The 21,025-nt window shown below is 61.5% G+C and carries 22 protein-coding genes; 14 read left to right on the top strand and 8 right to left on the bottom strand.

Annotation, left to right across the window (positions count from 1 at the left end; all coding sequences use genetic code 11):
• Positions 1-9: 9 nt before the first annotated feature.
• From EN808_RS31165 to EN808_RS31115, 11 genes are all read left to right on the top strand, one after another.
• Positions 10-324 (top strand): TrbC/VirB2 family protein, encoded by a 315-nt coding sequence (locus tag EN808_RS31165; protein ID WP_189524207.1) that lies wholly within the window; start codon positions 10-12, stop codon positions 322-324.
• A 3-nt stretch (positions 325-327) separates the two neighbouring features.
• The gene (locus EN808_RS31160; RefSeq protein WP_065010537.1) at positions 328-621 is read left to right on the top strand and encodes a VirB3 family type IV secretion system protein; all 294 of its coding nucleotides are present in this window, start codon (positions 328-330) and stop codon (positions 619-621) included.
• Complete coding sequence (locus tag EN808_RS31155) at positions 618-3,020, top strand: VirB4 family type IV secretion system protein (protein WP_135917858.1); 2,403 nt, start codon at positions 618-620, stop codon at positions 3,018-3,020. The genes EN808_RS31160 and EN808_RS31155 overlap by 4 nt, the downstream gene beginning before the upstream one ends.
• Positions 3,004-4,164, top strand: coding sequence for a lytic transglycosylase domain-containing protein (locus EN808_RS31150; RefSeq protein ID WP_135917857.1), 1,161 nt, complete (start codon positions 3,004-3,006; stop codon positions 4,162-4,164). Before EN808_RS31155 ends, EN808_RS31150 begins: the two co-directional genes overlap by 17 nt.
• Before the next feature lie 9 nt (positions 4,165-4,173).
• A complete protein-coding gene (locus EN808_RS31145; RefSeq protein WP_135917856.1) occupies positions 4,174-4,908 on the top strand; it encodes a type IV secretion system protein in 735 nt (244 codons plus the stop codon).
• Positions 4,909-5,116: 208 nt separating this feature from the next.
• Positions 5,117-6,118 carry a type IV secretion system protein gene (locus EN808_RS31140; RefSeq protein ID WP_135917855.1) on the top strand — a complete coding sequence of 334 codons (1,002 nt, stop codon included), beginning with the start codon at positions 5,117-5,119 and terminating at the stop codon, positions 6,116-6,118.
• A gap of 81 nt (positions 6,119-6,199) precedes the next feature.
• The gene (locus EN808_RS31135) at positions 6,200-6,910 is read left to right on the top strand and encodes a type IV secretion system protein (RefSeq protein WP_135917854.1); all 711 of its coding nucleotides are present in this window, start codon (positions 6,200-6,202) and stop codon (positions 6,908-6,910) included.
• On the top strand, positions 6,907-7,707 hold the full coding sequence (locus tag EN808_RS31130) for a TrbG/VirB9 family P-type conjugative transfer protein (RefSeq protein ID WP_189524206.1): 801 nt from the start codon (positions 6,907-6,909) through the stop codon (positions 7,705-7,707). The genes EN808_RS31135 and EN808_RS31130 overlap by 4 nt, the downstream gene beginning before the upstream one ends.
• On the top strand, positions 7,708-9,174 hold the full coding sequence (gene virB10, locus EN808_RS31125; RefSeq protein WP_135917853.1) for a type IV secretion system protein VirB10: 1,467 nt from the start codon (positions 7,708-7,710) through the stop codon (positions 9,172-9,174). It abuts the gene before it with no gap.
• Positions 9,171-10,193, top strand: a complete 1,023-nt coding sequence (gene virB11 / locus EN808_RS31120) for a P-type DNA transfer ATPase VirB11 (protein WP_135917852.1) — start codon at positions 9,171-9,173, stop codon at positions 10,191-10,193. The genes virB10 and virB11 overlap by 4 nt, the downstream gene beginning before the upstream one ends.
• A 14-nt stretch (positions 10,194-10,207) precedes the next feature.
• A complete protein-coding gene (locus tag EN808_RS31115; protein WP_135917851.1) occupies positions 10,208-12,376 on the top strand; it encodes a type IV secretory system conjugative DNA transfer family protein in 2,169 nt (722 codons plus the stop codon).
• A 225-nt stretch (positions 12,377-12,601) separates the two neighbouring features.
• On the opposite strand, the gene EN808_RS31110 is transcribed toward EN808_RS31115, so the two are convergent.
• The 4 genes from EN808_RS31110 to EN808_RS31095 all read right to left on the bottom strand — a co-directional run bounded on the left by EN808_RS31110 (position 12,602) and on the right by EN808_RS31095 (position 16,841).
• Positions 12,602-14,851 (bottom strand): relaxase/mobilization nuclease domain-containing protein, encoded by a 2,250-nt coding sequence (locus EN808_RS31110; protein WP_135917850.1) that lies wholly within the window; start codon positions 14,849-14,851, stop codon positions 12,602-12,604.
• Positions 14,848-15,261 (bottom strand): MobC family plasmid mobilization relaxosome protein, encoded by a 414-nt coding sequence (locus EN808_RS31105; RefSeq protein WP_135917849.1) that lies wholly within the window; start codon positions 15,259-15,261, stop codon positions 14,848-14,850. The genes EN808_RS31110 and EN808_RS31105 overlap by 4 nt, the downstream gene beginning before the upstream one ends.
• Before the next feature lie 495 nt (positions 15,262-15,756).
• Positions 15,757-16,164, bottom strand: a complete 408-nt coding sequence (locus EN808_RS31100) for a hypothetical protein (RefSeq protein ID WP_135917848.1) — start codon at positions 16,162-16,164, stop codon at positions 15,757-15,759.
• Positions 16,161-16,841, bottom strand: coding sequence for a ParA family protein (locus EN808_RS31095; protein WP_135917847.1), 681 nt, complete (start codon positions 16,839-16,841; stop codon positions 16,161-16,163). The genes EN808_RS31100 and EN808_RS31095 overlap by 4 nt, the downstream gene beginning before the upstream one ends.
• 86 nt (positions 16,842-16,927) lie before the next feature.
• Here EN808_RS31095 and EN808_RS31090 point away from each other — a divergent pair, with 86 nt between their 5' ends.
• A complete protein-coding gene (locus EN808_RS31090) occupies positions 16,928-17,128 on the top strand; it encodes a hypothetical protein (protein ID WP_135917846.1) in 201 nt (66 codons plus the stop codon).
• A 10-nt stretch (positions 17,129-17,138) separates the two neighbouring features.
• Complete coding sequence (locus EN808_RS31085; protein WP_245525167.1) at positions 17,139-17,570, top strand: hypothetical protein; 432 nt, start codon at positions 17,139-17,141, stop codon at positions 17,568-17,570.
• A 282-nt stretch (positions 17,571-17,852) separates the two neighbouring features.
• On the opposite strand, the gene EN808_RS31080 is transcribed toward EN808_RS31085, so the two are convergent.
• Genes EN808_RS31080 through EN808_RS37330 form a run of 3 tightly spaced genes read right to left on the bottom strand, consistent with a single transcriptional unit; the run spans position 17,853 to position 18,863 of the window.
• On the bottom strand, positions 17,853-18,221 hold the full coding sequence (locus tag EN808_RS31080; protein ID WP_135917845.1) for a hypothetical protein: 369 nt from the start codon (positions 18,219-18,221) through the stop codon (positions 17,853-17,855).
• A 2-nt stretch (positions 18,222-18,223) separates the two neighbouring features.
• Positions 18,224-18,538 (bottom strand): single-stranded DNA-binding protein, encoded by a 315-nt coding sequence (locus EN808_RS31075; protein ID WP_135917844.1) that lies wholly within the window; start codon positions 18,536-18,538, stop codon positions 18,224-18,226.
• 55 nt (positions 18,539-18,593) lie between these two features.
• A complete protein-coding gene (locus EN808_RS37330; RefSeq protein WP_245525166.1) occupies positions 18,594-18,863 on the bottom strand; it encodes a hypothetical protein in 270 nt (89 codons plus the stop codon).
• Positions 18,864-19,272: 409 nt separating this feature from the next.
• Here EN808_RS37330 and EN808_RS31065 point away from each other — a divergent pair, with 409 nt between their 5' ends.
• Complete coding sequence (locus tag EN808_RS31065) at positions 19,273-19,797, top strand: helix-turn-helix transcriptional regulator (RefSeq protein WP_135917842.1); 525 nt, start codon at positions 19,273-19,275, stop codon at positions 19,795-19,797.
• 92 nt (positions 19,798-19,889) lie between these two features.
• On the opposite strand, the gene EN808_RS31060 is transcribed toward EN808_RS31065, so the two are convergent.
• Positions 19,890-20,639: a hypothetical protein gene (locus EN808_RS31060; protein ID WP_135917841.1), complete on the bottom strand. Its 750-nt coding sequence runs from the start codon at positions 20,637-20,639 to the stop codon at positions 19,890-19,892.
• Positions 20,640-21,025: the final 386 nt, after the last annotated feature.

The raw sequence follows: 21,025 nt of genomic DNA, 5'->3' as shown, positions 1-21,025 counted from the left end.
GAAATGAGGATGGACTATAAAAAGGCGGGCAAGTTCGCCCTGCAGTTCACGGCCGCCGCGGCGATCGGCATTGCGCTGGCGCCGGCGAGCGCATACGCGCAGTCAGCTGCCCCGGTCGAGGGCGTGCTGGAATGGTTCGTCGGTGTGCTGCAGGGCAGCATTGCCCGATCTTTCGGGATCATAGCGGTTTGCTTTCTCGGCTTCCTCGCCATGACCGGCAGGCTGGTGTGGATGATGGCGCTTTCGATCATCATCGGCATCGCTCTGGTCTTTGGCGCCGCAGCTCTGGTCGATTCCATCCGGTCGACCGCTGGAGGCGCGTGAGCAATGGACGACGAAGAGGTCTATGTCGAACCGGTAAGCCTGCCTCTGACGCGCCCGCCGATGAAATGGGGTGTGCGCTACGAGGTGTTCGCGCTTAACGGCATGGCTGCGGTCATCGGATTCATTGCGACCAGCAGCTTCACGCTTGGCCTCGGCCTATTCAGCGCTACGCATTTGATCAGCGCTTATCTGTGCCAGCGCGACCCGTACATTTTTCACATAGTCGAGCGCCGGCTGTCGAAGCGGGGCGCGGTCGCCAACTCAGGCTTTTGGGGCGCGAGGAGCTATTCGCCGTGACCGTAACCGCCGACCTGAAATTCGCCAAAGCGCGCAAACGGGAAAAGCCTGTGGAGGCACATGTCCCCTATTTGCGCCATGTCGACGACAATCTGGTCGTCACCAAAAGCGGCTTTCTCGTCGGGGTCATTCAGCTTGGCGGCCTGCCCTTCCAGACAATGGATCAGGCAGAGCTCAACAACCGCCTGTTCAATCGCAACACGACATTCCGCAACCTCTCCACGTCCCGTTTTGCCGCCTATGCGACCATCATCCGGCGTCACGTGACGCCAGAAATCGAAGGGGATTTCGACAACCCTTTCGTGGCGGAGCTCGATGCCCGCTACATGGATGAGCTGGGCTCGAAGAACCTGTTCGTCAACGAGGCCTTTTTGACGCTCATCCGCCGCCCGATGGTCGGGCGCGTCGGCTGGGTCGACAAGGCGCTCAACGCGTTCCGCATCAGCACCGCCGGCGAAGAGACACGTGAAGAGGCCATGGCCGAACTGCACGATGTCCTCAATGGCGTCACCAAGGACTTTTCGGCCTATGGCGCGCGGCTTTTGGGCGTGATGACGCGGCGCGGCAGCCTGTTTTCCGAACCTGCCGAATTCATCGCCAAGATCCTTGCCGGCGGCGCGGATGTCGAAATGCCGCTGCCGCGCATGAGCTTGGCGAGCGCCTGTGCGACCCGGCAAATCTTCTTCGGCAAATCCGCGCTGGAGATCACGGGAGCGCAGACAAGCAAGATCGGCGCCATGGTGTCGATCAAGGAATACCCGCCCTTCACCGCACCCGGGTCGCTTGATGGCCTGTTGCGGTTACCGCATGAATTCATCCTCACGCAGTCGTTCGCGATTGAAGATCGCGTGACGGCCATGCGCCGCATCAACACGATCTCGAACCAGGTCAGCGGTTCGGATGAGGCCGGAACCACGGTCGAGGATTCCGTGCACGCCGGCGCTGACAAGCTTGCCGGTGGCGAGGTCATTTTCGGGCAGCACCACATGACGGTGATGGCGCTCGCTGCCGACGTCCAAGCGCTAAACCGCTCCCTGTCCGACATCACGGCCGAACTGTCGCGCATGTCGATCGTGCCGGTGCGGGAAACGCTCAACACCGAACTAGCGTTTTGGGCACAGCTGCCCGGCAATTTCAGCTACATCGCGCGCCGCGCCCTGATCTCGTCGCTGAACTTTGCTGGGCTGTTCTCGGGTCACAATTTTCCCTCGGGCCAGCGTGAGGGACTGCACTGGAAGCGGCCGATCGCGCTCCTCGAGACGACCAGCCAGACCGCCTATTATTTCAACTTTCACGTTCACGACGTTGGCCATTTCACCGTTTTCGGCCCGACCGGTTCGGGCAAGACGGTCGTGCTGTCGTTCCTGATGGCCCAGGCGATGCGGATTTCGCCGCGACCCCGATGCGTCTACTTCGACTATATGCGCGGCGCCGAGCTCTTCATCCGCGCGCTCGGCGGCCGCTACGAGGTCATGGAGCCGATGCAGGCCACCGGCTTTGCGCCGCTCCAGCTCGAGGACACGGCGGAAAACCGCACGTTTCTCGAAGGGCTATTGCGCTATATCCTGACCCCCGACGACGGATCGCTCGACGTGGCTGAAATGCGCGTGATCAACACGGCCGTCGACAAGGTCTACAAGATCCCGCGCCAACAGCGCGCGTTCGGGTTGCTGCCGGAGGTGCTGCGCGGCTCGCTGACGCCCGGAATGAACGACCTCGCGGCGCGAATTGAACCGTGGCTGAACCCTGGCGACAAGGGCTGGCTCTTCAACAACCCTGTCGATCTCGTCGATTTCTCGAAGCCGGTGGTCGGGTTCGACATGACCAAGATCCTGGCCGACAAAAAATTGCGCTCGGCCGCCCTGCTCTACATCTTCCATCGGCTCGAAGAGATCATGGACGGCACTCCGCTTCTGATGTTCCTCGACGAAGGCTGGAAGCTGCTTGATGACGAGGTGTTCGCCGCCTTCATCAACGAGACTTTGAAAACGATCCGCCGCCGCAACGGCGTCGTCGGCTTTGGCACCCAGACGGCCGAGGATGTGGTCAACTCGTCGATCTCGTCCTCGCTGATCGAGCAGACGAAAACCAACATTTTTTTCCCCAATCCGAAGGCGAGCAAGGATTCTTACATGGCGCGCTTCTCGCTGACGGCGAAGGAGTTCGAGTTCGTGCGCCGTACCGCCAAGGAGACGCGCACATTCCTGGTCAAGCACGACAGCGATTCCGTCGTGGCCAAGCTCGACCTCTCGGCCATGCCCGACCTCATCAAGGTGCTGTCGACCAACGAAACCAGCATCAAGGAATGCGAACGGCTGCGCGAGACTTACGGGCAAGAGCCGGAAGCGTGGCTGCCCTACCTTTGTGGATGGGAAAGCGAGCATGAAGAAGCGGCTTAGCAGCGCGATTGTCGCGGCCGCGATTATGCCGGGGCAGATGGCGGTTGCCCCGGCGCTGGCGCAAATCGCGGTCATCGACAATTCCAATCTGGATAAGCGTGCGCAAGACGAGCAGCACAGCGCAAAATCGCACGATTCCAAATCGGACGAGCAGGGGAAGAAAAAGAGCCTCGTTTGCACCTATACGAACAAATACAGGTCGCAAATGTTCAGCCGCCCCCCAGGCGAGGCGCTGAGCCGCGACGCGGAAAACGCAAGGCTCATCAGCTACTATGCGCAAAAATATGGCGTTCCGGAGGGCCTAGCGCTGTCGGTCGCCTACCAGGAATCGCGCTTGGACAGCTGTGCCGGCTCGCACACCGGCGTCAAGGGCGTGATGCAACTGACGAAGGGAACGGGCAGGCAGCTCGGCTTCGATCGCGACATCAACGAGCAAAACATCGAGGGCGGGGTCAAATATCTCGGCAAAGGCGTCGCACAATGCGGCGCCAGCAACTACAGTTGCCTGGCGAGTTTCTATAACGGCTCGAACGCCGCCGAACAGGCTGGGTGGGCCTCGGGCGTCGGCCGATGGCACGGCTATTTTGACAATTACGTCTCCAGCGGAGAGGCGCCGGTGGCGTCCCCGCCAGCGATCAGCATCGTGACATCAAGCGGACCGGGCGGGTCTGCCCAAAGCGGCGCCCTCGATTCCGTCTCCAAAGCCGCGGCCAACCTCGACACCAGCTCCGCACGGATGACTGCCAATTCCTCGCAGATCGCCGCGCTCGCCGGCGGGGTCGGACAGGTTGGCGAATACAAGGACGCCTGGGAGCTCAACTCGTCCGCTCGAAGTCTCAATGCCGGCGTGACCGGCCAATATATCGGTCAGGCATCGGACTTCACCGCCCTGCTCGGCCAGTTTCTTTCGTTGAACAACGTCGGAGCCTCGCAGACCGCGCGGATCATTGCCCCGCCGCCGGATGGCGGGCCAAATCCCTTTTCATGCGACCCGGCCGAGCTTGAACGCCTGCGGATCGATCGAAGCCAATGGCTACCCTGTGCGAGCCGGAACGCCGAGAGCGGTTCGGGAAAAGCGCAGTCCGTGCCAATCAACGCCGATCCAAGCGGCGCGGCTCGCGCGATCGAAGCAATCCAGGAATAGGAGGCTGATGTGAGAAAACTCTCTTTCGCGGCATGTGTAACACTTCTGTCCAGCGTCGCTCATGCGCAGATCGCCGTCATCGACAATGCGAATTTGGACATTGCCCGCCAGAACGCTGACAACACCAATTCGATCATGGGCTCCAACAAGGACATCCTCGAGAAGAGCAATCAGATCCTGCAAGCGTTGACGGGCAGCCGCAACGGCTCTCTCGGTATCGGCCAAATGGGCCTCGGCGGCAACATGTCGATTGCGCAAGCCCCGAGCTTCGGCTCGATCCTCAATGGCGGCGCCCTCTCCTTCGGCGGGCTGTCGCCGCAAATCCAGAAGATCGCCGGCGCGGTCATCAACGGCCTGCAGCTGGTCAAACAGCTCCAGCAAATCAGCGGCAACGGCAGCAGTGCCGTCAACACAGCCTATAGCGGTAGCGTCAACGTCGCGTCGCTGTTGAGCGCCCTCACCTCGCAGGCCTCGCAAGGCGTCGCGCAACGCGAGCAGTCGTTGCAGTCGGCCAGCGGCCAGATCGGACAGTCCGAGGACGTCAAGGGATCGGTCGATCAAAACACGCGCATGCAGCTCGAGAACGCGCGTGCGGTCAACGAGCTCATCGGCGTGCAGAACGGAGCCGTCGCCGCGCTCAACGAGGAAATGAAGACCCGGCTGTTGCGGCAAAGCCAGGTGCAAAAGCTGATGACGCCGGCGCAAGTCAATCCGTTCCAGAACTTCGGCACCAGCGGGAACTGATCGTGAGGTGCCGAGCGAAACGGGTGCCAGCTTGGTGGCGGCGGGCCGGTGTCGTCGCCGCAACGGCGGCGAGTATTATGCTGGGCGGCTGCGCCGGGCCGGGTCGCGAGCTCAAGGCCCCGTGCGCGCCGCTAGCCTATGCCGGCGATACGAGCTGCGGACCCTTGAAGCCGGTCAACGCCCCGCCCTTCGATCGTGTTGAGGATGGATGAACGGGCTGGCGACAAGCATTCTGGGAGGCATCGACGACGTCGGGCGAGGCTTTGTCTCCAGCGTCTACATGCAGCTCGGCTATGCGCTGGGGAATGTCTACGCGCTCATGCTCACCGTCTATATCATCTGGTGGGGATACTCGATCCTCAGCGGCCGCGAGGCGATCTCTCCGATCGAGTCGGCATACCGGCTCGGTCGCGTGGTCGTCATCTATCTGCTGCTGACTGGCTGGGGCACATTCTCCGAGACGATCTACAAGCTGGTGCAGGCGGTGCCGAGCGGAATCGGCAAGATCATCGTCGGGGCCGTCTCGCGCGCCACCGGCAACCAGCTCTCGGATCAAGATGCGATTCCGGCACTGATCGACAATCTCTACCGCGGTGCCCAGGACGTTGCCAATCAGGTCTACAGCGGCACTTTCTACGACATATTCGGCGCGCTGCTTTCCACCATCGTGCTTCTGGCCGCCATCATCTTTTCGGCGCTTGCCATTGCGGCAATTATCGCGGCCAAGATCATGCTGTTCATCACTTTGGCGCTGGCGCCGGTCTGGATTGTGCTTTGGCTCTACCGGTGGTCGACGCGGATGAGCGAGGGATTCATTTCGCTCACCACCTATCTGATCATCCAGCAAATCCTCATCTACGGCTTCCTGGGCTTTTATTTTTCGCTGGTCAATCTGGCCTTGAACACTGCCACCTCGGGAGGCGCCAGCGTCGACAACAAGATGTCGATGGTCCTGCCGCTCGTCCTGGTCACGATCATCGGCATCTATGTGCTGATGCAGATCCCGGCGATCGCGTCGATCCTGAACGGCGGCGGGTATTTGAGCACAGTCGGCGCATACCGCTCCTATGGCAATGTGCCCGGCAATGTCGCGCGTGGCACGCGGTTTGTCGCCAACCGGTGGCAGCGGCTGAGATTATCCCGCACCAGCGAGGCGGCGCGATCATCCATTCAGCAAGCAGCGCGCGATAACGCGAGGCCGTTGGCCTAGAGGCGCAAACATGCGCCTGAGAAGTGCTGCTCGAGGGCCGCAGTGGGAGCTTGGACGTGAGGCTAAAGTAAAGTGACAAAAATGCAGGCAAGCATCCCCGCCGAGACCGGCAAACTCGTTGACCAGCGCTACTATAAGGCCGGCGCAACATGGGAGGACGACACACACCGGTCTCTCAGACGTTCGCGCACGTTGGCGTGGCTTGTCAGCGGCGTCGCCAGTGTGGTTGCGGGCCTGTCATTGCTGACGCTCGTGCTCATCCTTCCGCTCAAGCAATTTGAGCCCTATGTCATCGAGGTCGACAAGACGACCGGATATCTCGAAGTTGCGCGCGCGCTGAAACCCGGCGATCTGTCGCAGAATGAGGCGGTCACGGCCGCCAATCTCGTCCGCTATATCCGCGCCCGCGAAACCTATGACGCGCGCGAGATCAAGCAGAACTACGATCTGGCGCAGCTTTATTCGACGGGAACGGCGTCCAGCGATTTGACTTGGGCTTACACGCCGTCCAACGCGCAGTCGCTCGACAAGGTCTACGGGCGCAACGTCACCATTTCCGTCGACGTCAAGTCGGTTTCCCTGCTCAACAACACGACCGCGTCGGTGCGGTTTTCGACCACGACGCGTCGCGAGAATTCCTCCGCGACCGACAATTGGGTGGCCGTGGTGAAATTCCGTTACACGACGACGCCGATCAAAAACGAATGGCGTTTCGACAATCCGCTTGGCTTCCAGGTGATCGAATACCGTCGCGATCAGGAGTCCGCGCCGACGGCAGGGAGCGCGCAATGAAGATCCATCTTAGGGCTGCTCTCTCCCTGCTGATTTTGCTTGGCTCGGCCAGCTCAGCTGCCGCCCGGGATTATCGTATCCGATACGTGCCCTTCGACAACGACAATGTGACCACGGTCAACGCCGCGCTCGGCGTCTCCACGATGATTGAGCTCAGCCCGTCGGAAGTCATCGAAACCGTTTCGGCCGGCGACACCAAAGGCTGGTCGATCGTGCCGAAACGCGGCTCGCGGTTTCTTTTCATCAAGCCGCTCGAACGGGACGCCTGGACGAACGTCAACGTCATCACCGACCGGCGCGTCTATTCGCTGTTGCTCAAAGCCACCGACAGCGATCGCGATCGTGCGTCCTTCCAGGTCCGGTTCAAATATGCGGATGAGGATCAAAATGCGCGCCTGCTTTCCCAGGCCCAGCAAAGTGCTGCCGATCCTGACCTCAAGAACCTCAACTATGCCGATCTCAACTACAATTACGTCTATGCCGGCGACGATGGCCTGAAGCCGCGCGTTGCTTTCGACGACGGCACCAAGATGTTCCTGGAGTTCACCGGCGACATTCCGGCCATCTTCCTGGTGGACGAAAAAGGTCAGGAATCGCTGGTCAATCAGCGCACCCAGGGAAAATACACGATCGTTGACAAGATCGGCCGGCAATTTACGCTGAGAGCCGACGGCAAAACGCTCTGCCTCTACAATCGAGCCCGGCCGTCCAAGGCGGATCCCGTCTCCGCCGTCTACGGGCCGAAGAAGCTCGCGAGGCCCGACCCCTTCACTTCCCCGACCGCGAGGGGACGATAAATGAGCAACATCGACTATAACGAGCTGGATGGCGGGCCGACCGTCGCCAGGCGCTATGCCGGCGTGGGCACAAAAGTCGCCATGGTCGCCGCGGGGCTGATCGTGGCCATCGCGCTCATCTGGATCAATTGGCCCCGCGAGCCGCATTCTCGCGATGCGGCCTCGGATGCCAACGACAATTTCAACCCGCCTGAATTTCGCCCGCCGGCGCTGGCCGAGACGCCACAAGCGGCTGACAAGACAATCGACCAGATCGTCGTGCCGCCGCCCGTGGAAGGCGAAGCCAACAAGCAACAGGCCGACAATGTCGATCAGACGGTTGAGCAGGGCGCCGATCTCGACGCGCAGCGGCGCGCGATCGAAGCCCAATTGGCGGCCGAGCAGGCGCGCCGCAAAGCCGAAGAAGAAGAGGCCCGCCGCAAGCAAGCCGCCGACGAGGAGGCCCGCCGAAAGGCCGAGGAGGCTGAGCGGCAAAAAGCAATGTGGGAGCGCCTGCGGTCGAACCAGATGATTACCAGCGAGCAAGCAACCGCCGGGCACGATCAGCCGGCCCAGGCGCAAATCGCCGCCGATGGTCAGCTTGTTCCAGTGCCGGGCGCCGAGAACGATCCGAACAAAGCCTTTCTCGCGCAATCGGAAACCCATTCGAACGCGATGGCGAAGGCGCGGGTTTTCCGTCGCACCGATGCGCTGATCCCCGAAGGCACGATGATCCGCGGATTTCTGGAAACCGCCATCAACACCGATCTGCCCGGCATGGTTCGCGCGGTGGCGCGCGAGAACGTCTATTCGCTCGATGGCCGCCGCATTCTGATTCCAAAAGGGTCTCGGCTCACCGGCGAGTATCGTTCGGGGATCGCGCGCGGACAAAAGCGTGTGTTCATCGTCTGGAACCGCGTCATACGTTCCGACGGCGTGTCGGTCGACATTGCCTCGCCTGGCGCCGACCGTCTCGGACGGGGCGGTCTCGGCGGCCGCGTCGATACGCATTGGCTCGAACGCTACGGCAATGCGATCATGCTTTCGGTCGTTGGCGGCGTTTCGGAGTACCTGTCCTCGCTTGCCAACAATGGCGGCGACAGCCAGCAACGGCAGGTGACAACTGTTGACCCCGTTACGGGACAGACGGTCACCACCACCTATGGCGGCTCCGGTTCGCAACGCGACGCGCGCGGCATCGCCTTCGACAAATCCTCGACGGCGCTGCAGCAGCTGGCGCAAGAGGCATTCCGCGACACACAAAACATCCCGCCGACCATCTACGTTGACCAGGGCACGCCGATCATCGTCTTCGTGCGCCGGGATCTGGATTTCTCCGAGCTCTATGCGGATCCGGTAGAAGAGGAACTGGCGCGACTGAAGCGCGGCGGAAAGCCGGCAAGAGCGCTCGATCCGACGCTGCTCTTCATGACGCCGAAGGCTGAGGCTGATCCCTATTATCCAGGCTACGGGACTCCGGCCCGATGAATGTGCAGCTTGTTCCGAACCCCTGGGCGCGCGCACCGGTGCTGCGCGCCGAACTGGAACCGATCTGGCCCTATATGGAGGAAGAATCGGTTTCCGAAATCGCCATCAACCGACCCGGCGAAGTTTTCATTGAGCGCCTGGGTGCAAAGGAGATGGAGTACGTCGTCAAACGCGAGCTCACCAGAAACTGGATCCGCTCGGTCTCGGTTGGCGTCGCTTCGGCCACCAACCAGGTCGTCAACGAAGTCACCCCGGTCTTGTCGGCCGCTCTCCCCTCAGGCGAGCGGTTTCAATGCGTGCTGCCGCCGGCCGCACCCGATGGCGGCGCGATCTCCATCCGCAAGCAGGTCATCATGGACATGACCCTTGGCGACTACGCCAAGATGGGCGCCTTCGAACAGACCGAGATGGGCAGCGGCCTGGTGCTCTCGGCCGAAGAAAAGCAGCTCGCCGAGATGCTGCATGACACCTCGCCGTTGGAATTTCTGCAATACGCGGTTCGTAATCGGATTCCCCTCATTGTCTCCGGCGGCACGTCGACCGGCAAGACAACCTTCCTCAATGCGTTGTTGAAAATCATCCCCTCTCATGAGCGCATCATAACCATCGAGGATACGCGCGAACTCAAGCCGGCGACTGGCAACACCGTGACGCTGCTTGCCTCGAAAGGTGACCAGGGCCTTGCCAGGGTTACGCCGCAACAGCTGCTCGAGGCGTCATTGCGCATGCGGCCCGACCGGTTGCTGCTCGGCGAGTTACGCGGTGCCGAGACATTTTCCTTCCTGCAAGCCATCAACACCGGTCATCCGGGTTCGCTGACAACCGTTCACGCCAATTCGGCCCGTTCGGCCTATGAGCGCCTGGCCCTCATGGTCATGCAAGGAAATGTCGGGCTCTCTCGCAGCGAGATCCTCGACTATTTGCGCGAGGTGATGCCGGTCGTCGTGCAGATGGTGCGCGGCGAAGGCGGAAGCCGATCGATCAGCGAAATCAAGTTCACGAAGGCCGAGACGATCTGACGGGGGCGCCCATTATGGAAAAGATCGCCGGCGGGATCTTCCTGGCGTTGATGGCTGTGGTGCTGGGCGCCTTGGCATTTGTGGTCGCATACGCGGCGACCGACTGGTACAGGACCGGATCGCATTTTCTCTTCGACAGTATCAATGCGGACCCGCGGCCAGTCTTCGGCTACGCCTGGGCGGATCTGGAGGCCGGACGCCTCGCAAAGCTTCAATACGCCGGCGCCGCGGCCCTATTCGGCTTCGTCCTGCCGCTCGCGATCGCATTCTTGATCCGGCCGCCCAAGCGCAACGACGCAAAATTCATGTCGATGGCGGACGTTCGCCGAGCTGGCCTGCTGAAGCCGAAGGGCATCTTCATCGGACGAGCCGGCGGCAGACTGGTCAACGTCTTTGCCCCGCACCGCGATCGGCGCACCGGCAAATTGCGCCTGACGCGCCCCAGAGTTCGCGGCGGCAAGAAACTTTGGATCGACGGCGATGACGTCGGCGGCTTCGTCATCGGACCGCCAAGGTCGGGCAAGGGCGCAGCGCTGATCATTCCGAACGCGCTGATGTGGCCACATTCGCTTGTCGTGCTCGATCTGCGCGGCGAGACCTATGAAGCTACGGCCGGCCACCGGGCCACCTTCACCCAGGTCGTCCGCTTCGCGCCGGCCGACCGCGACGGCAACACCGCCTTCTATAATCCGATGGACTTCATTTCGCTCGATTCGGCGCAGCGGGACATCGACCTGCGCAACATGGCGGCCGCGCTCTTTCCACGGCCGCCTGCGAACGCCGATCCCTATTGGGTCAACGATGCCCGCCTCCTCTTTACCGGCATTGCCTCTTACGTCATGGAGTCCCAGCAGATCGCCGACGAAAACCGCAGCTTCGCCACCATCCTTAAGATCATGAACGGCGCCGATGAGCCGATCTTGGAGTTCCTGGCGAGCCTGCGCGACACCCGCCGGCAGGAAGTCTCGGATTTTACGCTGCAGACGCTTCTGCCCTATGCGGATATGGCGGAGAAGCAGTTTTCCGGTCTCTATGCCGGCGTGCGCACCGGCATGGCGCCCTTCCTGAACGAGCGATTGATGCGGGCAACTGCGCGGAGCTCCTTCGACATCCGCAATCTCAAGAGCGAGCGGGTCTCGCTCTATCTCGATTTCCGGCGCGAGCAGATGGCTTCGCTGGGCCCGCTTTTCAATGTGCTCATCACGCAGATGATGAATTTCATGTCCGAGTCCATGCCGCGCCCCGGCGAGCACCAGGTACTTGTCCTGCTCGATGAATTTCAGAACCTCGGCAAGCTTGAGAATGTGACGGACATGGCGACCGTCCTTGGCGGCCACGGCGTGCCGATGTGGTTTTTCGTGCAGTCGCTCAAATCGGTCGACGAGATCTACCGCAAGGAAAGCCGCGAAACGCTGATCAACGCTGCCCGTGTCCAGATTTTCTTCGGCGCCCAGGAGACCGACGATCTGCGCTACGTCTCCGAGCAGATAGGCGAAACGTCCGAACCCCAGAAGGACGTCACCAGGACCCAAGCCAGCCTTTTCGACACCTATTACACGCGCTCCGTCCACAGCAGGCAAGTGCGTCGGCCGCTCATGCGGCCGGACGAAATTCGCACCATGGACAAGAGCAAGGTCGTCATTTTGCCGCGTGGCGAAAACGCAATCCTTGCAACCCGGAATTTCTATTTCGCGGATCGGGAGCTCTCCAAGCGGGCTTTCATGGTGCTGCCGGAAAGGACGGATGCAAAGGGAACCAAACCCGTCGCTGCCGCCGCTGTCCTCCCCTCCCCGCCCGTCCAGTCGATCGTGCCGGTTGGGCCACGCTACCGCTCCGGCATCACACGGTCGCGGCTGCAGCGCGGTGCGACGTTCGCTGCAAAGGTTGGGTGTGCCGAGCCCCCAGTCGCTCGCCGTCGCCTGCCCGCCTCGCAAAAGGCAGCCGGGATTGAGGCGAGCCTCATCCCGCCGGCAGCGGCGGCGCCCGCAGCGGGCAATGCCGTCGATTTTTCGGCTTTGGCGGCCCGGGCGGCGGCGACCAGGATCTCGCCGCAAAAAGAGGCCGTGATTGCGGCCATTCTCGCCGAGGCTAAATCTTTCCGTTCGCAGTCGACTGACTCCGAGACATTCGATCGCAATTTCAGCGTCGTCGCGGAAGCATTGCCGGATGTCGTGGACGAGTGATCCAGTCCTACAACCGCGCGGCGGCGGTCATTGTTGGTGGTCCAACAAGCTCCGTTTCTGCTGAGAAGAGTTGACTTTGGCGGCAAAGACCCGGCCATTGGGTTTGGCGGCGCGCGGTGGCCGCACATAAAACACGGCGCCTGAAAAGGACTCACGCGCCCTGTCTAAGGGCTTGAATTAAGCATGTCTTCTGCCGAAACCGGACCCACCTTCGAAAGTAAGTGCTTAGCGCTCGTATTCGTTGTCCTGGCTGCGCTGTGTCTTGCGGTCCTGATCGTCGGCCTGCCGGCCCTTTTGCTTGGCTAAGTCTTTCTGCTGCTGAACGCGTTGCCGCGCCTTCTCGGCCTGCCGCGCCGGCGTCTCGGGCTGACGCGTGTCTTCTCGGGCCGGCAAATCGCGGCCGCGCGCCTCCCTTTCGGGCGCTGCTTCGCCGGCTCCGCCCACGCCCGTCTGCTCGTATTGAAGGCGGGCGAGACGATCGTGCATCTTGTCGTTCACGCCCTCACGGTATTGCTCGAAACGCGTTTGCTCGGCGTCGGGAAGCGTATCCCGCATCTGATCCAACGCTTGATTCACACGTGCCATCTTCTGCCGCATTTCCAAAGGTGTCTGCGCCATTTCGGTAGCTCCTATCAGCCTGGTCAATTCTTTCATGCCTGGATGGGACAAGAACGACGGGGTCCGCCCCGGTCCCCCGCCATCTTTGAAGACGCCAGTGGCCGGCTTCTCGCCTGCCCTGTGCGCATGAATCCGGAGGACAGTGTTGCCGATCGCCTCGGCCGCGGTCAGGGCCTGGCTGGTCACGCCAGCCGCCCGCATCACGGCGGCCGTCCGCTGCCACACGCCGGCGATCGCTCCGCCATTGGCGACGAGCAATCCGCGGTCCATTCGACCCTGCCGCTTGTCCTCCACGCGCGCGCTTGTCTTGTCACTGACCTGGTAGCGCGGGTCGTTCTGCGCGCGCTTGTAGGCGCCCGCATGTTCCTTCGTATACGGTCGGCTCATTGCGTGATCGTACCGGCGGGTTGCGACCATCGCTATGCCATTTTCGCGCGCTTTCTCCGCGTAGGCTTCCCGCCAGGCATGGAGATCAGCCTTGTAGAATGTCAGCCGCTCGCCGTCGTTCGACCGCGCCTGCACCATGGCGTGAATATGGACGTGCTTCGTCTCGGCATGGTGTGCGAGCACGAATTTGTGCCCGGGCGCGCGCTCCTCGAGCACGGCCCGCGCGACCGCCATGATGGCTTGCGCGTCCGTACCAGCCCGGGCAGAGAAAAGCAGGTGATAGGCATTGCGCCGCTCCCGGCCGGAAAGTTGTGGCCGCCATTGCTCATAGATCGCCGCGGCCGCCTTCGTGGGCTGTTTGTTGGGAACCGCCTGTCCATTCGCCTGGCGAACCTGATCGTGCGATCGAATGAATTTTTGCAGAAAGTATTGCGCCTTGCGCTCGTTACCGACAGCCGCGGTCACTTCCGCTGTGGCGCAAATACCGGCCTCCCCTAGGGCTTCGCGCAAGCCGGCTTCGATCTTATCGATCGCTTTGCTGCGCGAATTTGCACGCCCGGCCGATAGAAGCTTGGCAAGCGGTCCGGCGCGTTCCTCTGTGTGGCCATAAACGGCGACGCTATCGCCCGTGCGAGCATAGACGAAAGGCTTCGATCCGAAGGCCGTGTTCAACGCCTCCCCAAGTGCTTCGTCCGTGACGTCGCCAGCGAGCTCGAACCGCACCTCAATGAAATTCGTATTCTCAAGCTGCGCCTGGAATGTCTCCGTGAATTGGTGCAGAAAGCCGCGACGGTCCTGCGCGTTGGCAAGCCCCTGTCCGCTGTCGGTGAAGATCTCGATATCACGCTTCTCGCCCTGTTCATTGACGCGTGTGCCGATATAGGCAAGCAAGGCGCCGGCCTGCTTGCCATCGGCCGCGCTCGACAAGACCTTGAACACCGCCGGCTGCGCCCCCGCGGCATAGGCCGCTCGCGCCGCCACGGCCCTCGCCTCACGCGTCGACCGGGCGAAGTGTCGAGCGGACGGGAGCGCGCCCGACCTTCCGCCGCCGCCACGGCGCCGCCATTCTTCTTCCTCTTCGGTGACGAAAGCGCCGAGTGCCAGGTCGAAAATCGCTATCGCCTCATTTGCGTCGCTGGATGAACGCAGACTCTCGCTGGTGCCCACAGACAGCGGTATCGCGCTAAGCGGTCCTCCTCGACCTGAGGATGAAACAGGGGCCTTTGCGACGCGGGAGCTCGCTCCCGGGTGCCTCGCATTCCCCATCGACGATTGCACGCCAGCCATAGGCGAAGCCGGGTGGGCCTGGGTCACGCCACTCGCACGGATATTCATCGCTTGACGATCGGCCGTCTCCCGGCCAGCCGACTGCAAAAGCTTATCCTCCTCGAGGTCCTCGAGATCGCCGGCGCCCGATATGCCCAGATAGCGTTCGATCTCGGCAGCGTATCCGGCGAGACGGCAGCTCATGCCTTGACCTCGCTTCGCTTGCGCGGCCGGGCAATCATTGCCTTCAATTCTTCGCGGAACCGGCGCACGAGCTCGCCAACCGCGATCAAGGCGCGCTCGAGGTCTTCGTCATACGCCACCCGGCCCTCGTTCATCGCGCGGACCGCCTGGTTGAAATTCACACCGACGCGGCGAAGCTGGTCGGTGGCCACTTCAATGGCGGGTCGCAGCTCCCCTGTTGCTGCCGGCAGAAAGCCCGCCTCAGTGCGGACAAAGCGGCGAACGACTTCGCTGACCGTCACCGATTCCCCATCAGCGATGGCGCGCAGCCGCTCCAGTTCGACGCTTGAGAAGCGCACATGCAGGACTTCGCCATAGCGACGGGATGCGTTCTGACTTTCTGTTTGGCCACTCTTGGGTCTGATCTTCAAGCCCGCTTGCGGGCGCTAAGGCCCTTGGGCCGCGCCGTCCTTTTTTCGTGTGTAACACAAAAAAGGCTATCCTGCCAAAGACAAAAACCACCGTTACTGAAATACCTTTGAGGTATCATTCTGGCTGCCCAGAGCTTTCCTTTCGAAATAATCTGTAAACATTAGCAAGGAAACACGTTTCCCCAGAGACATTTTGCATTTTCAACTTGGAGACAAGCCAACTTAGCGACATGTCTCAAACTCAACATGTTGCCTTGCTGCGGAAATATCATGCTAACATGGAGACAAATCGCATAGAGCAGGGAACGTGAGCGCGAGCGACCGGGAATCGCGGGACCCTTGTGGGTTAGGAAAAGCGCGTAAGCTGAGTCACGCGCCCCAGGCCGGCGAGCACGGCTGATTTGCGCCGGGCCGAGCATCGATGGCCCGGCCTCGGCCGTGTGGCCCGCAGCGCTCTCTGGAACCTTGTGGGGACATGCCCCGGGGCGGGCTGTCCTAATCGTTCGGCAGCTTGTGCTTATGGGCCTTGATGTAGTCCTGCACCGCTTGGCGCAGCAGCTCGGTCATGCTGTGGCCGTTGCTGATGGCGAGCAGCTTGAATTGCCGCTGTTCGCCGGCCGTAAGGTAATAGCCGCAGCGCACCATTTCCTCTTCGCGCATCTTCTTGCCGGCAACCGGATCCTTTTTCTGGCCCTGTCGCAACATTTTGCGGAAGTCCGGCCGATGGACCGCCGCCGCAGCTTCAGCCTCCGCTGCCACCGCAGATGCGGCGGCAAGCGGCTGAGGGGCGGCATCGGATTTCGGAGCTATGAACATGCTCGGAAGCGCCGGCGGCTCAGTTATCGCTCGCATCATGCGAGCCTTCTTGTCGTCTTGTGTGTCCGGGAGGCTTTTCTCGGTCATGCCGCCTGCCTCATTGCTTCGGTGAAGGTCTTCAGGACATCGTCGAAGACCCCTTCACTTTCGGCAATCGCCTTCCGGTCGGGCTGGTCTGGGCTGTAGAGTGTCTGGCCGCTTTGCAGGTCCCGATAGGCGACACGGTTTTGCAGCGCATGGTCGGCGATCGGCGTGCCGTTCGCCTGGATGATCGCGCGCAGTTCGCTCAAGGCTCTCGCCTTCGCATCGATGATGGTCTGTTTCGTCAGGACAAACACGGCTGGCAGCGGTCGGCCGCGTGTTTCGACCGCGAGCGGAATGTAGTGGTCGGTGATCTGGATTGCTGCGGTCACGTCGTCGAGTGCGAAGAAGATCGGCACCACGACGATATCGGCGGCAAACAGCCCGGCCATGAGATTGTCGTTCGTGGTGCCTTCGGTGTCGATCAGCACCACGCTACGCTCGCCATTATGCAGCTCCGCCGCCTCCAGGATCTCGCGCGGCGTCGTGGCGCCGACCAGCTGGAGTGTCTCGGGACGATTGCCCGCCTCCTTGAGCATCTGAGCCCACCGGCTCATGTTCTGGCGAACGTCGCCGTCGATGAGTGTCACCGCGTAGCCGCGCTTAAGGGCGACCGAGGCGAGCGCGCGTAGCAGGGTCGATTTGCCAGTGCCACCTTTGGCGATAGCGGCAGATATGATCATAGCTCGGGGGACCTTCGATGAACCGCTTTTATGCAACCGCCTGCCCGGCGATTGTCATAACTGAACCCAAAGTGTAGTGTCAATTTATGAGCGATCAACCGGACAGGACAGTGATGTTCAGGGCAGCTTTGGCCGACATCTCGACGCGCGACGGCTGCGAGGCCGCGCTTGATGCGGCAGCCGCCACGCTGGCGCATTACAGCGCGCTTGCCTCCGTCGGGATGATGCGCCAGCGCGAGCTGATCTTGATGGTGCCGAACAGTAAGGTGTGCGCAACGGATGATTAGAGCAGTATTGGTGGCCGTAGCGGCGGCTGCGAGCGTCGGCGCGGCCGCTCCAGGGGATCAGTCCAAGGCGACCGGCAGCAATCCGATGTGGCCCGCCGGGCTGCGATGGGATTGCGCCACGGCAGCAAAAATCGTGTGTGAACGCGACGGCTCCTGCAAGGTCGCAAAAGGGGATGCTTCATTCCTGCTCAACTACGACAACAACAATATCGAGTTTGCCAGCGGCGATGTGCGCATCAAGCGGCATTATCAGCAAACGGTGCAGGCAAGCCCTCTGCAAAGCGAGATCAAGGTGGAGCTTGCCGACAACCGCGTCATCTGGCTGACAGCGGTGGACGCCAGTCGCACCTATTCCGACGCCTGGGTGGGTGCCCTCACTGAATTGAAGGGTGGCGCCGTCCTTTTGGAATCCCAAGGCGTCTATTGCACCCCACACAAGTGAACGCCGCGAACCGGGCCCGCGCCAGACGGCAGGGCTTCCTGCCAGCGGCCCGTTATCTCCGGCCTCCGCCGTCCCTACGGCGCTATTGGAGGCGCGCTCCGGCTCCGGCTCTTTGGGCATGGGAATTGCGGCGACACACAAGAAGATGCTTCGACGGGACGGACCGGATTGCGGGTCAGATAGGCCCGGTGCCACCAGCGGGCGATAACCGCAGGAAGGATTTGGAGGGGCGTACTGATCGACCGCAGAGCTGCGCCGAATCCGGACCTTCGCAGGCAGACATTATTGCAGCTGCACTGCTTGCCAACCATCGGGTCCCCTGGAGAACGCGACCTCGCCATCACCTTCGCCTTTCCAGGATGTGCGAAGCTTGTACTTCACGGCGCATTGCACGCCGGGTCCCATGATGTTCTTCGAGCACTCTCCGATGCGCAACGTCGCTTGATCAGTATTTTTCGCTCGCCGGAAAGCGCCCAAAGCCTCGGCCGGCGATGGAATCTCAAGGCCGGACGCGGCAAGTTTCGCACACAGTGCCGGCTCGGACGCAATCGCCGCGGAGAGCTGGCCTTGAGTCGGATAGAATGCGAGCGTGCCGCCTATGCCGACCAATGTTCCGGATGCCGCCATGATAAGGGCCCCCGCATTGAACATGATTACGGTTTCGGAAAAACGTTGAACGTCGACGCGATAAGGTCCGTCGTATAGACGGTTTCGCCGTTGCGTTTGAAAGAGTTGTTGCTGATGCGGCCTTCGACCAAGACCACATCGCCGGACTTGGCGTTCTCCGCCACCCAGGCGGCTTGCTTCTCCTCCAGGACCGTTACCTGGACCCAATCCGTGGCTTCCTTGGCAACGCCTTGTTCGTCGCGCCAATTGCGGTTGGTGGCAATGTTGACCCTCGTGCTTTTGTCGAAGGGCGCGACCGACCCCACATTGCCATGAATGGTGAATCTGTTGACGCTTTTCATCTGGGTAACTCCCTCATTTCGTGCGACTAATTTAGCCAGCCGGGGTGACTCGAGATTACGGTCTGCTAAGGTTGAACCAGGTGCGCTGCCGCAGCCCGTTCGCGTCGTCGTAATCGATGTAGTAAGGCTTCGCGCGGCGCGGGCGTTGAATGTCGTAATAGGTGGTCGTTCGATCGTTATGTGCTCCGCTGGAGACATGAGTAAGCTGGACCGGCACGGTGCGGTCGCCGAGCTGGATGGTTCCCGTCAGACTTCCGTCGGCCTGACCATGCCGCGCTCCAAAGTTGGCAGGCTGACCGAGATTGCCAGCCGCGATTCGGCACATGCTGGCCTGCTCTTGCCCCGGCCGGTCGCTGGCCGGCGCGTAAGGCGCCCACCCCTGTGGGCAGGCCTCGTACGGGTCGTAGCGGGCCCCGGACGAATTGGCCTGCGGACAAGTTGGCCACGAAAACCCGGGCAAGCCCATGGCGTCGATCAGCCGATCTATCGGCGGATGACAAGAGGGCGTGGCCTGCCAGTCACCAGACAGACAAAGCAGGACCTGGCAGCCCCACTCGGATGCGAATGTTTGGGACGGAACAGATGCGGTGCCCGCGATCGCGGCAGCGCCCACAACGAGACATTTGAGAATGGTGATGGCTCTTTTCCTCTGAGGGTTTTTGACACTTTACTATGGTTTTTGGCCCGGGAAAAGGGCAGACCGAACAGGCGGGTTCGTGCGAATACATAGATTCATGCTGCCAAACGAAGCGGGCGAGGTGAACAACCCGCTTCGGGACAATATCGCGTGGTTCCTCGAAGCCGAACGCCGTAAGCGAAAGCTTCGCCATCAACACATGGCGGAACTGTTCAAGACCTCGCCTGGTCAAGGGCTGGCATACCGCACCTACATCCGCACCATGAGAAAACGAAACAACGTGACGCTGCGCACGGTGGAACAGATGGCCCAGGCGCTAGAGGTGTCGATCGCGACACTTCTGGTCGGCGGCGCCGAGCTGGAACCCTGGGCGCACAAGCTCACCGAAAAATCGATCCGCGCGCGCCTCTCCGCCATCATCGACAGCGAGCGTAAGCGCCGCAACCTGGTCCGCTATCAAATGGCGGAGCTCCTGGGCGTGTCGGAGATCACCTTCACCAAGCTTGAGCGCGCGGCTGGCAATATCAGTGTCGATACGATCGCCGCCGTCGGCGATGCGCTCGGTCGCGACCCAGCGACCTTTTTGTTTCAGGAACCCGAGAGCAAGCATAAACCGGCCTGATATGGCGCAGCCGATCGCAAGGGCTGTTTTTCAAACAGCCTCGGGCCGCCTTTAGGGGGTTCCGCGGCAAGCGTGTTTTGGCGACTAAGGCGTCAGCCGGTCGGCAATGCGTGACTAGGGAATGGCTTCGGCCCATCCGGCGGCCAGTCGGATCGGCTGCCGAATGGTCGTCCGCTCTGATTATTGCGGGAGCTTCCTGTGGACGCCGCTTTTTTGAAGGCAGTCGGATAAAATTTCAGGCCGAGATTGGGCCGAAATTTCGCGATCCAGTCGATCTGACGCCAATGCACGACAACAATGTGATTGGTGAGGTTCCTGGCACGCCATTGCCGGCGCTCGGTGACGCGCAGCAGACCGAGCCTGCTTGCTTTGCGAAGCGCATTGCGAACCGTGGTCGGCCCGACGCCTGCGCGATCGCCGATTTCCTTCACCGATCGGTCGCATCTGCCGTGCTGTCGGCAGTCGCACATCACGATGTAGAGGGCCGCACTCTCCCCTTCGGTGAACGCGCCGGCGAACTCTGGCCGGACAGCCTGCATGCGGGCGAGGCGCCGCTTGCGCACCCACCGCACAGGATCTCGGTGGCCGCGGGCAGCCTCGCGCCGGCTTCGCTCGCTGCGAGGCCGTTGCGGATAACAGGAGCGAGGCAGTGCTGCCCCACCGGCACGTGTCTTTTTGAGATCGGAGCGTTGCCGATTAGCCTTCTCGCAAAGCCGTTCCGCTTCATCCTCGCCCAGGGACTCCTCGCCGTAGAGCTTCCATATTTGGCGGCAAAAATCGTCCAGCTCGGCCAATGACCGAATGTTCGTGAGCCATAGGCTCAACGTTGAATAGAGATCCATTTCTTTCCCTTCGCCAGGTCGTGCAAAGCCGTGGCGCGGAAGCGCAATTTCTCTTGCAATGCCGGGAAGGTCGGGCTACGGTCTCGCAAAATCTTCGGGCGAGATCAGGAGCGCCAACTCCTGTAGCCTATTCCCTGGAAAAGCCGGCCTCCGCGCCGGTTTTTTTGTGCTCGATTTTTCCTCCGTTCAGACTCACCTGGTATGATTGCAAGGCGGGTTGCACAAAGTAAAGTGTCAAAAATTGATCCTTAAAGGGGCGCTGGCTGACTTGTCCTGCTTGAGGCCCGGTGATGGGAGCTGGACTTATGCGAGCAATTGCCGGGGCCCTCGGCCTGAACAATCGCGACATGTCTTTGGCCTCCTCGTCGCCGTTTGCAAGGACTACA

This window comes from Mesorhizobium sp. M8A.F.Ca.ET.165.01.1.1 (assembly GCF_004792065.1).
Taxonomy (GTDB): domain Bacteria; phylum Pseudomonadota; class Alphaproteobacteria; order Rhizobiales; family Rhizobiaceae; genus Mesorhizobium.
The sequence above is the reverse complement of the archived record's forward strand: the minus strand, read 5'-3'. Positions and strand labels throughout refer to the sequence as shown.

What these genes read in the sequence shown, in the direction of transcription:
- EN808_RS31165 (WP_189524207.1), top strand. Translation starts at nt 10, where the DNA reads ATGGACTATAAAAAGGCGGGCAAGTTCGCCCTGCAGTTCACGGCCGCC.
- EN808_RS31160 (WP_065010537.1), top strand. Translation starts at nt 328, where the DNA reads ATGGACGACGAAGAGGTCTATGTCGAACCGGTAAGCCTGCCTCTGACG.
- EN808_RS31150 (WP_135917857.1), top strand. Translation starts at nt 3,004, where the DNA reads ATGAAGAAGCGGCTTAGCAGCGCGATTGTCGCGGCCGCGATTATGCCG.
- EN808_RS31140 (WP_135917855.1), top strand. Translation starts at nt 5,117, where the DNA reads ATGAACGGGCTGGCGACAAGCATTCTGGGAGGCATCGACGACGTCGGG.
- EN808_RS31135 (WP_135917854.1), top strand. Translation starts at nt 6,200, where the DNA reads ATGCAGGCAAGCATCCCCGCCGAGACCGGCAAACTCGTTGACCAGCGC.
- EN808_RS31130 (WP_189524206.1), top strand. Translation starts at nt 6,907, where the DNA reads ATGAAGATCCATCTTAGGGCTGCTCTCTCCCTGCTGATTTTGCTTGGC.
- virB10 (WP_135917853.1), top strand. Translation starts at nt 7,708, where the DNA reads ATGAGCAACATCGACTATAACGAGCTGGATGGCGGGCCGACCGTCGCC.
- virB11 (WP_135917852.1), top strand. Translation starts at nt 9,171, where the DNA reads ATGAATGTGCAGCTTGTTCCGAACCCCTGGGCGCGCGCACCGGTGCTG.
- EN808_RS31115 (WP_135917851.1), top strand. Translation starts at nt 10,208, where the DNA reads ATGGAAAAGATCGCCGGCGGGATCTTCCTGGCGTTGATGGCTGTGGTG.
- EN808_RS31110 (WP_135917850.1), bottom strand. Translation starts at nt 14,851, where the DNA reads ATGAGCTGCCGTCTCGCCGGATACGCTGCCGAGATCGAACGCTATCTG.
- EN808_RS31100 (WP_135917848.1), bottom strand. Translation starts at nt 16,164, where the DNA reads ATGACCGAGAAAAGCCTCCCGGACACACAAGACGACAAGAAGGCTCGC.
- EN808_RS31095 (WP_135917847.1), bottom strand. Translation starts at nt 16,841, where the DNA reads ATGATCATATCTGCCGCTATCGCCAAAGGTGGCACTGGCAAATCGACC.
- EN808_RS31090 (WP_135917846.1), top strand. Translation starts at nt 16,928, where the DNA reads ATGAGCGATCAACCGGACAGGACAGTGATGTTCAGGGCAGCTTTGGCC.
- EN808_RS31080 (WP_135917845.1), bottom strand. Translation starts at nt 18,221, where the DNA reads ATGTTCAATGCGGGGGCCCTTATCATGGCGGCATCCGGAACATTGGTC.
- EN808_RS31075 (WP_135917844.1), bottom strand. Translation starts at nt 18,538, where the DNA reads ATGAAAAGCGTCAACAGATTCACCATTCATGGCAATGTGGGGTCGGTC.
- EN808_RS37330 (WP_245525166.1), bottom strand. Translation starts at nt 18,863, where the DNA reads ATGTGCCGAATCGCGGCTGGCAATCTCGGTCAGCCTGCCAACTTTGGA.
- EN808_RS31065 (WP_135917842.1), top strand. Translation starts at nt 19,273, where the DNA reads ATGCTGCCAAACGAAGCGGGCGAGGTGAACAACCCGCTTCGGGACAAT.
- EN808_RS31060 (WP_135917841.1), bottom strand. Translation starts at nt 20,639, where the DNA reads ATGGATCTCTATTCAACGTTGAGCCTATGGCTCACGAACATTCGGTCA.